The 13,192-nt window shown below is 60.5% G+C and carries 12 protein-coding genes; 4 read left to right on the top strand and 8 right to left on the bottom strand.

Annotated elements, in window-relative coordinates; translation table 11 throughout:
* The 4 genes from TR61_RS20265 to pncA all read right to left on the bottom strand — a co-directional run.
* Positions 1-252: phosphoribosyltransferase-like protein (locus TR61_RS20265; protein ID WP_216595397.1), on the bottom strand; the 252-nt coding region annotated here is incomplete at its 3' end.
* A gap of 129 nt (positions 253-381) precedes the next feature.
* Positions 382-1,671, bottom strand: a complete 1,290-nt coding sequence (gene pncB / locus TR61_RS11595) for a nicotinate phosphoribosyltransferase (RefSeq protein WP_050930181.1) — start codon at positions 1,669-1,671, stop codon at positions 382-384.
* Positions 1,672-1,737: 66 nt separating this feature from the next.
* On the bottom strand, positions 1,738-3,975 hold the full coding sequence (locus tag TR61_RS11590) for an ATP-binding protein (RefSeq protein WP_050930179.1): 2,238 nt from the start codon (positions 3,973-3,975) through the stop codon (positions 1,738-1,740).
* 114 nt (positions 3,976-4,089) lie between these two features.
* Positions 4,090-4,689, bottom strand: coding sequence for a bifunctional nicotinamidase/pyrazinamidase (gene pncA / locus TR61_RS11585; RefSeq protein ID WP_050930177.1), 600 nt, complete (start codon positions 4,687-4,689; stop codon positions 4,090-4,092).
* A gap of 96 nt (positions 4,690-4,785) precedes the next feature.
* Here pncA and trhO point away from each other — a divergent pair, with 96 nt between their 5' ends.
* Positions 4,786-5,691 (top strand): oxygen-dependent tRNA uridine(34) hydroxylase TrhO, encoded by a 906-nt coding sequence (gene trhO, locus TR61_RS11580; RefSeq protein WP_050930175.1) that lies wholly within the window; start codon positions 4,786-4,788, stop codon positions 5,689-5,691.
* 8 nt (positions 5,692-5,699) lie between these two features.
* On the opposite strand, the gene TR61_RS11575 is transcribed toward trhO, so the two are convergent.
* Genes TR61_RS11575 through TR61_RS11565 form a run of 3 tightly spaced genes read right to left on the bottom strand, consistent with a single transcriptional unit; the run spans position 5,700 to position 8,485 of the window.
* Entirely contained in the window at positions 5,700-6,926 is a 1,227-nt protein-coding gene (locus tag TR61_RS11575) for an MFS transporter (protein ID WP_050930173.1), read from the bottom strand.
* A 56-nt stretch (positions 6,927-6,982) separates the two neighbouring features.
* Positions 6,983-7,660 (bottom strand): SDR family NAD(P)-dependent oxidoreductase, encoded by a 678-nt coding sequence (locus TR61_RS11570; RefSeq protein ID WP_050930171.1) that lies wholly within the window; start codon positions 7,658-7,660, stop codon positions 6,983-6,985.
* Positions 7,661-7,663: 3 nt separating this feature from the next.
* On the bottom strand, positions 7,664-8,485 hold the full coding sequence (locus TR61_RS11565) for an SDR family oxidoreductase (protein WP_050930169.1): 822 nt from the start codon (positions 8,483-8,485) through the stop codon (positions 7,664-7,666).
* A 156-nt stretch (positions 8,486-8,641) separates the two neighbouring features.
* On the opposite strand from TR61_RS11565, the gene TR61_RS11560 reads away from it, so the two are divergent.
* From TR61_RS11560 to TR61_RS11550, 3 genes are all read left to right on the top strand, one after another.
* Positions 8,642-9,226 carry an NUDIX hydrolase gene (locus TR61_RS11560; RefSeq protein WP_172676972.1) on the top strand — a complete coding sequence of 195 codons (585 nt, stop codon included), beginning with the start codon at positions 8,642-8,644 and terminating at the stop codon, positions 9,224-9,226.
* A gap of 85 nt (positions 9,227-9,311) precedes the next feature.
* Positions 9,312-9,704 (top strand): nuclear transport factor 2 family protein, encoded by a 393-nt coding sequence (locus tag TR61_RS11555; RefSeq protein ID WP_050930165.1) that lies wholly within the window; start codon positions 9,312-9,314, stop codon positions 9,702-9,704.
* Positions 9,704-10,717 (top strand): NAD(P)H-dependent amine dehydrogenase family protein, encoded by a 1,014-nt coding sequence (locus TR61_RS11550; RefSeq protein ID WP_050930163.1) that lies wholly within the window; start codon positions 9,704-9,706, stop codon positions 10,715-10,717. The genes TR61_RS11555 and TR61_RS11550 overlap by 1 nt, the downstream gene beginning before the upstream one ends.
* A gap of 24 nt (positions 10,718-10,741) precedes the next feature.
* Here the strand turns inward: TR61_RS11550 and gyrB are convergent, their stop codons facing one another.
* A complete protein-coding gene (gyrB, locus tag TR61_RS11545) occupies positions 10,742-13,159 on the bottom strand; it encodes a DNA topoisomerase (ATP-hydrolyzing) subunit B (protein ID WP_050930162.1) in 2,418 nt (805 codons plus the stop codon).
* Positions 13,160-13,192 lie beyond the last annotated feature (33 nt).

Genomic DNA, 13,192 nt, shown 5'->3' with positions numbered 1-13,192 from the left:
ATCAATGGGTCCTGACCCTAAGATCACAAGCATCTCGCGTTGGCTTCTGCCCCTCGCTTGGATATTCAGTAGATTGGCAGACTTCCAGAAGCCTGCAGGATCAGAGCCACTGAACTCTTCATTTTTCACAACTTCTTTCAGCCAGCTTTCCGCTTCGGACTTAGAAAAGTAGCAAACCGATAGTGCATTCTCAACGCAAGTAAGTATTTGGGCGCGTTGACCTTCTGGGAATTGATTTGCCCAATTGGTCACGTGAACTTCGTCAAACTCGAACCCGTCATCCTGGCGGTAGTCACCACACTTTTGTACAATCTTAGAAATTACTGAGGGCATTACTACTCTACCTGTAGAACATTTTCGTTCTTTATATGTTCCAATTCCTTAAACCACAACCTCCAGCCGTTCCTGCTCCCCAACCCCAAACACCCGCTTATACCGGTCAATCTGATCCTCCGGCCCCATCGCCTTGTTCGGGTTGTCCGACAGTTTCACCGTCGGTCGTCCGTTTGCTGACACCGCCTTGCACACCAGGGAAAACGGCGCGAGGCGGTCGTCGGGGGTGAGGCCGCGGAAATCATTTGTCAGCAACGTCCCCCAGCCGAAGGACACCTTCACGCGGCCGGCGAACTGCGCGTAAAGCTCCAGGATTTTGTCCACGTCCAGACCGTCAGAGAAGATCACCAGCTTCTCCCTCGGGTCCTCGCCGCGGGATTGCCACCAGCGGATGGCGGTTTCGGCCCCCTCGGCCGGGTCGCCTGAATCGATGCGGATGCCCGTCCATTGGGTCAGCCAGTCGGGCGCGTTTTCCAGAAAGCCGTCGGTGCCGTAGGTGTCGGGCAGGATGATGCGCAGGTTGCCCTCATGCTCTTCATGCCAGTCGGACAGCACGTCATAGGGGGCCTGGGCCAGGTCGGCGTCGGTATCGGCCAGAGCGGCATAGACCATGGGGAGTTCGTGGGCGTTGGTGCCGATCGCCTCAAGATCGCGGTTCTTGGCGATCAGGCAGTTGGAGGTGCCCACGAAGCTGTCGCCCAGCCCTTCGAACATGGCCTGCACGCACCAGTCCTGCCAGAGGAAGCTGTGCCTACGCCGTGTGCCGAAATCGGCAATGCGCAGGGCGGGCTGACTGCGCAGGCGTTGGACCTTTTCCCACAGCTTGGTCATGGCGCGGGCATAGAGGACCTGCAGTTCGAACCGGCCCATTTCGTTCAGCACCGCGCGGCCGCGCAATTCCATCAGCACGGCGAGGGCGGGGATTTCCCAGAGCATGACCTCGGGCCAGCTGCCTTCGAAGGTGAGTTCGTACTGATCGCCCACCCGTTCCAGGTGGTAGGGCGGCAGGCGAAGGTTTTCGAACCACTCCATGAAATCGGGGCGGAACATCTGGCGTTTGCCATAGAAGGTGTTGCCGCGCAGCCAGGTGCTTTCTCCGCGCGTCAGCGAGAGGGAGCGGATGTGGTCAAGCTGTTCGCGCAGCTCGCCCTCGTCGATCAGGCGGGCGAGGGGCACGTGTTTGGAGCGGTTGATGAGAGAAAACGTGACTTGCGTGTCGGGGCGGTTGCGGAAGACCGATTGGCACATCAGCAGTTTATAGAAATCCGTGTCGATCAGAGACCGGACGATCGGGTCGATCTTCCATTTGTGGTTCCAGACCCGGGTGGCGATATCCATGGCGCGTCTCCTGCAACGTGGTGGCGGTTTGATACGCCAGCGGGGCGGGGCGCGCCAAGGGGGTAATCAGTCGCTGGGGACGGTTGCGCGGTGTTGCGCAAGCTGCGCCAGGATATCATTGCGACGCACCGGTTTCGACAGGAACCCGTCCATCCCCGCCTTCAGGCAGGCGTCGCGGTCAGTGGTCAGGGCGTTGGCGGTCAACGCAAGGATCCGGGGTGCGCCGGGGCAGGTTGCGCGGATCTGGCGGGTGGCTTCCAGCCCGTCCATCACAGGCATCGACATATCCATGAAGATCACGTCGGGCTGCATATCGCGCGCCATGGCGACGGCTTCGACGCCATTGTTGGCAAAGGTCAGGGTGATATCCGCATCCGCCAGATACTTGCCCATGAGCATGCGATTGATCTGATTGTCTTCGGCCACAAGAACGCGTAGGCCGCTGATCTGATCGGTCAGCGTCACCTCAGCCTCGGCAGGTGTGGTTACGTCGGATTGCGTGACCGCGGGCTGAAGATGCACCGTGAGGGTGAAGCAGGCCCCCTCTCCGGCGGTTGAGGTGACGGTGATATCCCCGCCCATGGCTTCGGCAAGAAGCTTGGAGATGGTCAGACCCAGACCAGTACCACCGAAGCGGCGGGTTGTGCTGGCTTCGGCCTGGGAAAAGCGTTCGAACACATGCATCAGCTTGTCGGATGGAATACCGATGCCGGTGTCTTCCACGTCGACCGTGAGTTCCACATCTTCTTCGGTATGGGCCAACGAAACCGCGACGCGCACAAAGCCTTCATCGGTGAACTTGATCGCGTTGCCGACGAGGTTCAGCAGGATCTGGCGCAGGCGCATGTCATCCCCCCAAACCCGTTCCGGCGCGGTATCGGGAAAATCGAAATGCAGGGCGACCCCTTTGCTTTCCGCCTGCGGGCGCAGCAGGTGGATCGTGTTTTCCAAACAGCATCGCAGATCGAAATCCACTGGCATTAGCGTCATCTTGTCAGCATCCAGCTTGGAGAGGTCCAGAATGTCGTTGATGATGCTGAGCAGCCCCTGGGCAGAGCCGCGGATCGTGTCGGCGTAAAGGCGCTGGTCACCTTTCAGATCGGTATCGACCAGCAATTCCGCCATTCCCATAATGCCATTCATCGGCGTGCGGATTTCGTGGCTCATGGTGGCGAGGAATTCAGCTTTGGCCCGAGCACTGTTTTCACTGGCCTGCTGGGCGGCGATCAGTTCGGCCTTTTGTTTTTTGGCCAGCGTCGCGTCGCGATTGACCGACACGATGGCGTGAAGCGACCCGTCCCCGTCAAGAACGGGGACCTGGTTCACCTCGAACCAGAAAGGGGTGCCATCTTTGCGGCGCAGTTCAATTTCCCCTCGAAAGGGGCTGCCGTTGGGCGGGCTTTGAATGATTTGCTGCAAGACGGCACGATCGGTTTTTTCAAAGGTCAGCACGTCACGCAGGCGCCGGCCGACAATCTCCTCTGAGGTGTATCCGGTCGTTCGGATGAAGGCGTCATTGACGAAGGACACCGTGGCATCCGCCTTGCTGATAATCATGCTGTCATTCGCATGGCGCGCGACCAAAGACAGCAGACTGAGCTCGCGTTCGCGGTCAATGAGTTGTGCGTTCAGCTGTTGCAGCTCCCCCTCCCGGCGGGTCATGTCGAGCGTGCGTTTGCGGTTCTTGCTGAACCCTGTATTCACGAATGACACATAGGCATAGGCCATGTAGAGCAACATGATCGAACCGCCCAGGTTCAGGGCGAACGAGTGCGTGATTGCGCCGTAAAGGATCACTTCGGACCCCAGCAGAACCACCAGCGCGATCCCGTAAACGATCACCCGTGAGATGCTGGCTGCACGGTGATACGGCATGACAAGACCCGCGTTAATCGTCGTGCCCACAAGGAAGGACAGCGCGAAAAGCGGTGCGGAGTGGCCGACCGGGCCGAACCATGCCAGCGCGACACAGACCGAGATGGTCAGCGCCTGAACGGTTCCGGTGATAGTGCTGACCACATACGCCCGATGAACATCCGCATCGCTGCGCAAGTCGCGGCGTGCGACCCGCTTGAGATAGAGGCAATCGACCCCTTCCCCCAAAATCGCGAGCGCAAGGGCTGGCAACGCATATCCGGGTCCATCGGCAAACCAAAGGATCGCCACACCCAGCGCGATCATCGAAACGCGCATCCAGACATACGCCACGCGCCCGCGTGCATAGCGGATCAACAGCTCTTTCCGGCTGTAGCGTGCTTTTGCCTGTGTCAGCGCATCAGCGCCATCACCCGATGTATCACCCATTTTGCCCCACAATGATGCCTGCCCCCAAAGGCAGGATGGCGCAAAGGTCTTAAGAATTTGCGACCGCGTTTCGGGTGTAATGGCGACCTGTAGGAGAAGCGGTTTGCGGTCAGCCTAACCGATGATATGCACACCCGCTTCCTGCATTCCCGTCCGGGCTGCAGCCAGGGATCCATCAAGATCAATCGCCCGGCACAGATCCGAGCGCACGGTGACCGAAAAGCCCAGTTTCGCCGCATCCACCGCCGAAAAATTCACGCAAAAATCCGTAGCCAGCCCAACCATCGTCAGATCGGTGATGCCGCGGGTTTTCAAATAGCCTTCCAGCCCGGTGGGCGTGCTGTGGTCGTTTTCAAAAAACGCGGAATAGCTGTCGATGGCCGGGTTGAACCCCTTGCGGATGATCAGATCGGCGCGGTCCGTGGTCAGATCGGCATGGAACTGCGCACCGATGGAGCCCTGGATGCAATGATCGGGCCACAGCACCTGCGGGCCATAAGGCATCTGGGTCATGTCATAGGGCGCTTTGCCCCCATGTGAGGAGGCGAAGGAGGAATGGCCCGCCGGGTGCCAGTCCTGGGTCAGGATGACCACCGGATATTCCGCCATCAACGCGTTTATCCCGGGCACGATCTGGTCGCCTTCAGGGACCGCCAGCGCGCCGCCGGGGCAGAAATCGTTTTGCACGTCGATGACGATCAGGGCCTGGGTCATGGGAACCTCCGCTTTTGCGGTCAGGGGTAGGTGTCTTGGCGGGCCGCGTCAATGCGGGCTCTTGTACGCAGGGCGGGTCGGACGTATGTCGCCGCCATGTACAAGATTGCCGCCCTTTATCACTTTACCCGGTTCGAGGATGCCGGCGCGCTCAAAGCGCCGCTGGCCAAGCTGTGCTGTGGCGAAGGGGTCAAGGGCACGCTTCTGCTGGCGCAGGAGGGGATCAACGGCACGATCGCGGGGCCCGAGGCGGGTATTGCCCGTGTGCTGGATCATATCCGCGCCCTGCCCGGCTGCGCCGATTTGGAATGGAAGGAAAGCTGGTCGGACCATCCGCCTTTTCCCCGCATGAAGGTGCGGCTGAAGCGCGAGATCGTGACGATGGGCCAGCCTGATGTCGACCCCAAGGCGCGGGTGGGCCATTACGTGGAGCCTGCGGACTGGAACGATCTGATCCGCCGCCCGGATGTGGCGGTGATCGACACGCGCAATGATTACGAGGTGGCGATCGGCACCTTCGAGGGCGCAGTTGACCCCGAAACGGCCAGCTTTCGGGATTTCCCCGCCTGGTGGGAAGAAAACAAGCACCGCTTCCACAACAAGAAGATCGCGATGTTCTGCACCGGCGGGATACGCTGTGAGAAATCGACGAATTACCTGTTGGGTCAGGGGGTTGAGGATGTCTTTCACCTGAAAGGCGGCATCCTGAAATACCTAGAGGAAGTGCCGCAGGAACAAAGCACCTGGCAGGGCGAATGCTTTGTCTTCGACAACCGGGTCAGCGTGGGTCACGGGTTGAAGGAGGGGCCGCATCTGCTGTGCCATGGCTGCCGCCGTCCGATCCTGCCGGAAAATCAGAAGCGTCCCGAGTACGAGGCCGGGGTGTCCTGCCATCACTGCATTGATGAGACGTCAGAGGCCGACAAGATACGTTTCCGGGAACGCCAGAAACAGATCCGGCTTGCCCGCGAACGGGGCGAGGCACATCTGGCCGGCTCGTAGGGCGGGCTTCAGCCCGCCACCCCGGCGACGGGCCGCGGCGCCCTTGGCCTGCTGCGGGACAAGAGCCACAGCATGATCGCGATGTTCAGCCCGTTCCAGAGAATGCCGTTCACGAAGGCCATCTGGTAGCTGCCGCTGACATCATAGATCCAGCCCGACATCCAGCCGCCCAGCGCCATGCCGAGAATGGTCATCATCATCACGAAACCCACGCGCTGGCCTGCCTCTTTCGCGGGCATGTATTCGCGTACGACCAGCGCATAGGATGGCACGATACCGCCCTGCGCCAAGCCGAACATCAGGCTGATGATGTAAAGCGACACCATCCCGTCCCAGGGCAAATAGAGAAAGAGCGCAATCGCTTGAAGGACCGATCCGATCAGGAGCGTCATCACACCGCCCAGCCTATCGGCCAAGAGGCCCGAGATGATACGGCTGACCACGCCCCCCAAAAGCATGAGCGACAGCATCTCGGCCCCGACAGCGGGGCCATAGCCCAGACCCACGCAATAGGCCACGATATGGACCTGCGGCATGGACATGGCCACGCAGCAGCCGATACCTGCAAGGCCCAGAAGATACTGGAGCGTGCGGGGGCTGAGCCCGACGCTGCGCGCGCGCAGGGCATTGGCCGCATCGGCGACGCCATGCGCGTCATCCGGAACCCTGCGCCGCAACAGAAGCGAGAGCGGCGGGATGATCACGACGGCCAGAATGGCAAGAGTGATATAGACCTGCCTCCAACCGCTTTCAGCCAGCATGTCGACAAGAAGCGTGGGCCAGATCGCGCCCGACAGGTAGTTTCCGCTAGCCACCAGCGCGACAGCGATCCCACGCCGCTTGAGAAACCAGTGAGAGATATCGGCGATCAGCGGGCCGAAGCCCACCGCCGTGCCCAACCCCAAAATCAGGTGCGTAAGCGACAGAACCGCCATCGACGGCGCAAAGGTCGACAGCAGAAACCCCGCCGCGATCCCCAGCGCCGCGCCGTTCAGCGCCAAAGTTACACCGAACCGGTCGACCAGCCGGCCGATCAGCATGTTGCCCAGGGCAAAGCCAATCATCGTCAGCGTATAAGGCATGGACGCCGCCGCGCGGGTCGCTTCGAATTCGACCTCGACCGCGGGCATGATCACGATGATGGCCCACATGCCCACATTGGCAATCATGCCGATGGCCAGCGTGATCAGCAGGCGCGTCCAGGAATAGGCGCTGTCATGGATGGCATGGGTCATGGCGGCGACGCTACGCCTGGAGGGCCGGCTTGCATAGGGCCAGTTTCACCCCCGGCTTAGAACCTTTCGACCCATGGGCGCAGCTCGATCTCCCACGCCCAGGACGAGGGGTGCTGGTCCAGGAAATGCATGTAACTGTCGGCGATCGCATCGGGATCAAGGCGGGCATTCCCCGGGTTGTCTTCGGGTGTTTTGGTGATCCCGCCATCAATGACGAAATGACCGATATGGATGCCCTGCGGATGCAATTCTCGCGCCAGTGACTGGCAAAGACCCCGCAACGCAAACTTGCCCATGGCGAAGGTGGAAGACTGCGCAAAGCCCTTCACACCCGCCGACGCGCCGGTAAAGAGCATCGCGCCCCTGCCCTGTGGCAGCATCCGCTTGGCCGCGTGATGCGCCATCAGGAATGCGCCATATGCCGTGGTCAGGATCGCGTCTTCGACCGCCTCTGGATCAAGCTCCTGCACCGGTCCACGCACGCGGGCGCTGGGGTTATAGATAGCGACCGACAGGGGCGTTCCGGTGGCGTCGACCGCTTCGAAAAGACGCTCCATATCTGCGCGGTCGCGGGCATTGCAGGGCACGCAGGTTGCGCTGGTTTCCTCGGCCAGAGCGCCCAGGTCCGAGATGTCGCGCGCCGCCAGCACCAGCTTGTGCCCGCGCGCCGCAAGTTTCCGGGCAAGCGAGGCCGAAAGCCCCGCACCTGCGCCGATGATCAGAGCCGTTGTCATGGCTTACCCTCCGCTTTTGCTGCGCAGCATCTGGCCGATCATCTGACCCAACTGGCCGGAGCCGCGCTGATAAAGCCCCCCATCGACCGAGATCACCTGCCCGGTCACATGGTCCGCCAGATCGGACGCAAGCCAGAGACAGCTATTGGCCACATCCTGCACAGCCCCCAGACGACCCTGCGGGATGTTGCGGCGCACCATCTCAAGCGCCTGTTCCGTCGGGGCCAGCCTGCGCGCACCTTCGGTATCAGCGATATACCCCGGCACAACCGAATTGATGCGGATCCCCTCAGGCGACCATTCCAGCGCAAGAGTACGGGTGATCATGTCGACGCCGGCCTTCGCCGCACAGACATGGGCCTGCCCTTCGTAAGGCAGAAATGCCTGCGGGGCAGAGATGCTGATGACGCTCGCGCCGGGCCGTTTGAGCAGCGGATAAGCGGCCTTCATTAGATGGACGGTGCCCATCAGATCAATTTCGACCACCGTGCGGAAGGCATTCACCGACATTTCGGCCATGAGTGCCGGGAAATTGCCCGCAGCCCCCGAGATCAGGATATCGAAATCGCCCAACGCCTCATGCATCTGCTGCAGGCCTTTGGCCACGGCATCCGCGTCGCGCACGTCGAAGGCCACGCCCATGGCCGTCTCCGCGCCCGCTTCGGTGAGGGCGGTCACCGTGTCGTCCACTTTCTCTTGCGATCTGCTGGCCACGGCGACGCGGGCGCCTGAGCGGGCGAATGTCTCGGCTATTCCGCGATTGATGCCGCTGGTGCCGCCGACGACGATGACGGTCTTGCCTGTGAAATCGGTTGTGATGGTCATCTCAAATCCTCCGCTGATCCAAGAGATAGCGGATTGGCATGGCCTGCACAGCGGAAGTTTGTCATGGATAGGCAGAAGCGTTTTCAGCAACCAAACAGGTTACCCGTGACGGATCACTCATTTTCTGTCCCCCTGCGAGATGTCATTACGTCACGCGTGCGGTCCTTCCCCATCGAAAGGGCGCAACAGGACGGGCTGCGCCGGGCCGCCGTGGCGGTGGTGATCGCGCCCCATGATGACGGTGACCAGGCCAGTGTACTGGTGACGATGCGCCCGCAGACGATCAACCGCCACAGCGGGCAATACGCCCTGCCCGGCGGGCGGCTGGATGACGGAGAGACCGCCCAGCAAGCCGCCCTGCGGGAATTGGAGGAGGAGCTGGGCCTGACCCTGACCGAGCAGGATATTCTGGGGCGGCTCGATGATTTCCCGACGCGGTCTGGTTTCTGCATCAGCCCGTTTGTGATGTGGGCCGAAGATATCCGGGCTATGCGACCAGACCCGTCCGAGGTGGCCCAGGTACATCATCTGTCCTTTGCTGAGCTGAACAGCCCGGACATTCCACGACTGAAAGACGCCGATCACGGAACGCAACCGGTGCTGTCGGCCTTTTTTCCAAGTCTGGGGCATTACATTTTCGCCCCGACAGCCGCGATCCTGTACCAGTTCCGCCAAGTGGCCATTCGGGGGCAACAGACGCGGGCCGCGCATTTTGAACAGCCTGCATTTGCGTGGAAATGAAAGGCGGTTTCGGCTCTGAAAACCCTCAAACCTTGCTACAAAATCGGATGAGACTTAGGCTTTCCCAATTTAGGGGGGAAAAGACATGTCATTTACTCAAAGCGAATTGGACGATCTGGCGCAGCGTTACACCGCCGCGTGGAATTCAAAAGTTCCGGAAAACGTCGCGGCGTTTCATACGCCAAGCAGCAGCATCATCATCAATCGTGGCGAGCCGTCCAAGGGCCATGACGGTCTGACGGCCATGGCTGCAGGATTTCATGCAGACGTTCCGGATTTGCACCTGACTTGCGACGGTATTCGCGGTGCGGGGCAGCATGTCGTCTATATGTGGACCTTCACCGGCCATCACGCGGAAACAGGCAACCCGCTGCATGTTCAGGGTTGGGAGGAATGGGAGCTTGACGAGGATATGAAGGTGACGTCGGCCCTGGGGTGGTTCGACGGCGAGGAGTATGACCGCCAGGTCGCAGGTTAATGCCCGGCCCTTTTTCAGGAATACGGGTTGTCGTTTACGGCGTTGGGGCGATGGGCGCGATTGCAACCCGGCTTCTTGTGGAGAAAGGCGCCAAGATTGTCGGGGCTGTTGGGCGAAGCCCGTCGAAAGTTGGCCGCGACCTGGGTGAAGTGGCGGGGCTTGGCACCCGTTTGGGTGTGTCAGTGGAAAGCAATGCCGATCTTGTCCTGTCGCGCGGTGCGGATATCGCGGTGGTCTGTGTGGGCAGTTACCTGTCTTCGATGCACAGGCATTTCGAAACATGTCTGAAGCACGGGGTTAACGTCGTCACGATTGAGGAAGAAACGGTTTTTCCCTGGACAACGGCACCCGATCACGCACAGGGGCTGGATGCGCTGGCAAAGGCCAACGGGGTGACGCTGGCTGCGTCCGGTGCGCAGGACGTGTTTTGGCTGAACATGGTGACCACGCTGCTTGGCGCGTCTCATAAGGTCGAGACAGTTGTTGGTCGGTGCCGATGGAATGTGGACGATTATGGGCCCGAGGTTGCCAACCACCTGCTGATCGGAAAATCCCGGGCGGAGTTTGAAGATTATGTCGCGTCATCCGGCTGGCCTGAATTCGTGGCGCGGCAGGTTTTGGAAGCGCTGGTCGCGCGCCTGGGGCTGAAGATCGGGTCAATGGAATCGGATGTCACGCCCGTGCTGGCGGACGAACAGGTGCATTGCCGAAGTCTGGCGGCCGAAATCCCGAAGGGGCATGTGATTGGAACCATTGACCGAACCGCCGTGACCACGCAGGAGGGGCCCTCGTTCGAGTTCGCGATGGAAGGGCGCATTTACCGCGAGGGTGAGAATGACACGAACCTCTGGCAGGTGACCGGAGAGCCGAACCTGCAGCTTGAATGCGACGACGCAAATTATCGGTTCACGACCTGTTCGACGCTGATAAACCGCATTCCAGACGTGATCGCCGCTGCGCCCGGATTGCAGTCACTCGATGGGCTGAACCCGCCAAGTTACAGGCATCACTGACGGGGCAGGTTTGCCCCGGTTAGATCAGAAATCCAGGTTTTCCACGCTCAGCGCGTTTTGCTGGATGAACTCGCGGCGGGGTTCGACCACATCGCCCATCAGCTTGGTGAAAAGGTCATCGGCTTCGGCCATATCCTCCACCCGCACTTGCAGCAGGGTTCGTGCGTCCGGGTCCAGCGTGGTTTCCCACAGCTGGTCGGGGTTCATTTCGCCCAGACCCTTGTAGCGCTGGAGCGAAAGGCCCTTTTCGCCCTCTTCCAGGATGGCGGCCAGAAGGCCCAAGGGTCCATAGATCACCTGGCTGCGGTCCTTGCGGTGCAGCGTGGCGGCGGTGCCGTAAACCTCTTGCAGGCTTTCGGTGAAGCTGCCCGTCTTGCGCGCTTCGCCCGAACGCAGCATTGGGCCGTCAAGGGTGCGCAACTCTTCCACTCCGCGTAGGATGCGGGACAGACGGATGCCCATGTCCTGGGTGATCCGGCCTTGCCAGCCGCGTTCATATTCCTCGGCGATCAAGTCAAGACGGGCGGCCACCTTGTCGGCCACGCCCTGCAAGTCGGCATCCACGGCGCCCGGCACAAAGGCACCGGCAATCGCGGCCTGCTCCAGAATGTGACGCGGATAATGGGTGGGGAAGGCGTCAAGCACGCGTTTCAGCTGGCGCGCCTCTTCCACGATACGAACCAGATCCTGGCTGGTGATTTCCTCGCCCGAACCAAGGCGCAGAACGGCACCATCGGTGCCCTGACCGATCAGGTAATCATCCAAAGCCGCCTGGTCTTTCAGATACACCTCGGACTTGCCACGCGCGACTTTGTAGAGCGGCGGCTGCGCGATGTAGAGATACCCGCCTTCGATCAGCTCGGGCATCTGGCGGTAGAAGAACGTCAGCAAGAGCGTCCGGATATGCGCGCCGTCCACGTCAGCATCGGTCATGATGACGATCTTGTGGTAGCGCAGCTTCGAGATGTCGAATTCATCGCGGCCGATGCCAGTACCCAGCGCCATAACCAGGTTGCCGATCTCCTGAGACGAAAGCATCCGGTCAAACCGCGCGCGTTCCACGTTCAGGATCTTGCCGCGCAGGGGCAGGATGGCCTGCGTGCGCCGGTCGCGACCTGTCTGGGCCGAACCGCCGGCGCTGTCACCCTCAACCAGGAACAATTCGGACTTCGCCGGGTCTTTTTCGGCGCAGTCCTTCAGCTTTCCAGCCAGGTAATTCACATCCATAGCCGTCTTGCGCCGGGTCAGTTCACGCGCCTTTCGGGCCGCTTCGCGGGCAAGTGCCGCCTCGATGATCTTGCCGACGATCTGGCGGGCCTCGTTCGGGTTCTCTTCGAACCACTCCGAAAGCTTTTCGCCCAGCAACCCCTCGACCGCCGGACGGACTTCTGAAGACACAAGCTTGTCCTTGGTCTGACTGCTGAACTTCGGATCGGGCACCTTGACCGACAGCACACAGGTCAGCCCCTCGCGCGCGTCATCGCCCGTAAAGTTCACCTTTTCCTTTTTCGCGATCCCGCTGTCCTGCGCATATTTCTGGATCGTCCGCGTTAGCGCGCCCCGGAACCCGGCCAGGTGCGTGCCGCCGTCGCGTTGGGGGATGTTGTTGGTGAAGGGCAGAACGTTTTCGTGATAGCTGTCGTTCCACCACAAAGCCGCTTCGATACCGATATCGTCGCGCTCACCGGTGACAAAGATCGGTTCAGGCATGACCGAGGATTTGTGCCGATCGAGGTATTTGACGAATTCCTTCACGCCACCTTCATAGAAAAGTTCGGTCTTCAACAACTCGGCCGGGCGTTCATCTTCCAGAATGATGCGGACACCAGAATTCAGGAAAGCCAGTTCACGCAGGCGGCGCTCAAGCGTTTCGAAGGAATAGTCGAGGTTCGAGAAGGTGTCGGTAGAGGCCAGGAACCGCACTTCCGTTCCGGTCTTTCCATCGGCATCACCCACAACCTCAAGATGCTTGACCGTTTCGCCATGTTCGAACCGCGCGACATGCTCCTTGCCGTCGCGCCAGATCCGCAGCTCCAGCCAGACCGATAGCGCGTTCACCACTGACACGCCCACACCGTGCAGACCGCCCGACACCTTGTAGGAGTTCGAGTCGAACTTCCCGCCGGCATGCAGCTGAGTCATGATCACCTCGGCTGCACTGACGCCCTCTTCCTCGTGAATACCCACGGGGATGCCGCGGCCATTATCACTGACCGAGACGCTGGAATCGGCGTGAATTTTCACATGCACATAGTCGGCGTGACCGGCCAAAGCCTCGTCAATGCCGTTATCGACAACCTCATAGACCATGTGGTGCAGGCCCGACCCGTCATCGGTATCCCCGATATACATGCCGGGGCGTTTTCTGACTGCCTCTAAGCCTTTGAGAACCTTGATGGAATCAGCGCCATACTCTTCCGGCGTCTGTGCCGCGTCTGACATCCGCGAAATCCTTTATTCGTTTTGTTGAATATA

Source organism: Aestuariivita boseongensis (genome assembly GCF_001262635.1).
GTDB lineage: Bacteria > Pseudomonadota > Alphaproteobacteria > Rhodobacterales > Rhodobacteraceae > Aestuariivita > Aestuariivita boseongensis.
This window is presented reverse-complemented; position numbering and strand designations above follow the sequence as displayed.

Bases quoted from the DNA above. Each gene is read 5' to 3' on its own strand.
- pncB (WP_050930181.1), bottom strand. From the start codon at position 1,671: ATGGATATCGCCACCCGGGTCTGGAACCACAAATGGAAGATCGACCCG.
- TR61_RS11590 (WP_050930179.1), bottom strand. From the start codon at position 3,975: ATGGGTGATACATCGGGTGATGGCGCTGATGCGCTGACACAGGCAAAA.
- pncA (WP_050930177.1), bottom strand. From the start codon at position 4,689: ATGACCCAGGCCCTGATCGTCATCGACGTGCAAAACGATTTCTGCCCC.
- trhO (WP_050930175.1), top strand. From the start codon at position 4,786: ATGTACAAGATTGCCGCCCTTTATCACTTTACCCGGTTCGAGGATGCC.
- TR61_RS11575 (WP_050930173.1), bottom strand. From the start codon at position 6,926: ATGACCCATGCCATCCATGACAGCGCCTATTCCTGGACGCGCCTGCTG.
- TR61_RS11570 (WP_050930171.1), bottom strand. From the start codon at position 7,660: ATGACAACGGCTCTGATCATCGGCGCAGGTGCGGGGCTTTCGGCCTCG.
- TR61_RS11565 (WP_050930169.1), bottom strand. From the start codon at position 8,485: ATGACCATCACAACCGATTTCACAGGCAAGACCGTCATCGTCGTCGGC.
- TR61_RS11555 (WP_050930165.1), top strand. From the start codon at position 9,312: ATGTCATTTACTCAAAGCGAATTGGACGATCTGGCGCAGCGTTACACC.
- TR61_RS11550 (WP_050930163.1), top strand. From the start codon at position 9,704: ATGCCCGGCCCTTTTTCAGGAATACGGGTTGTCGTTTACGGCGTTGGG.
- gyrB (WP_050930162.1), bottom strand. From the start codon at position 13,159: ATGTCAGACGCGGCACAGACGCCGGAAGAGTATGGCGCTGATTCCATC.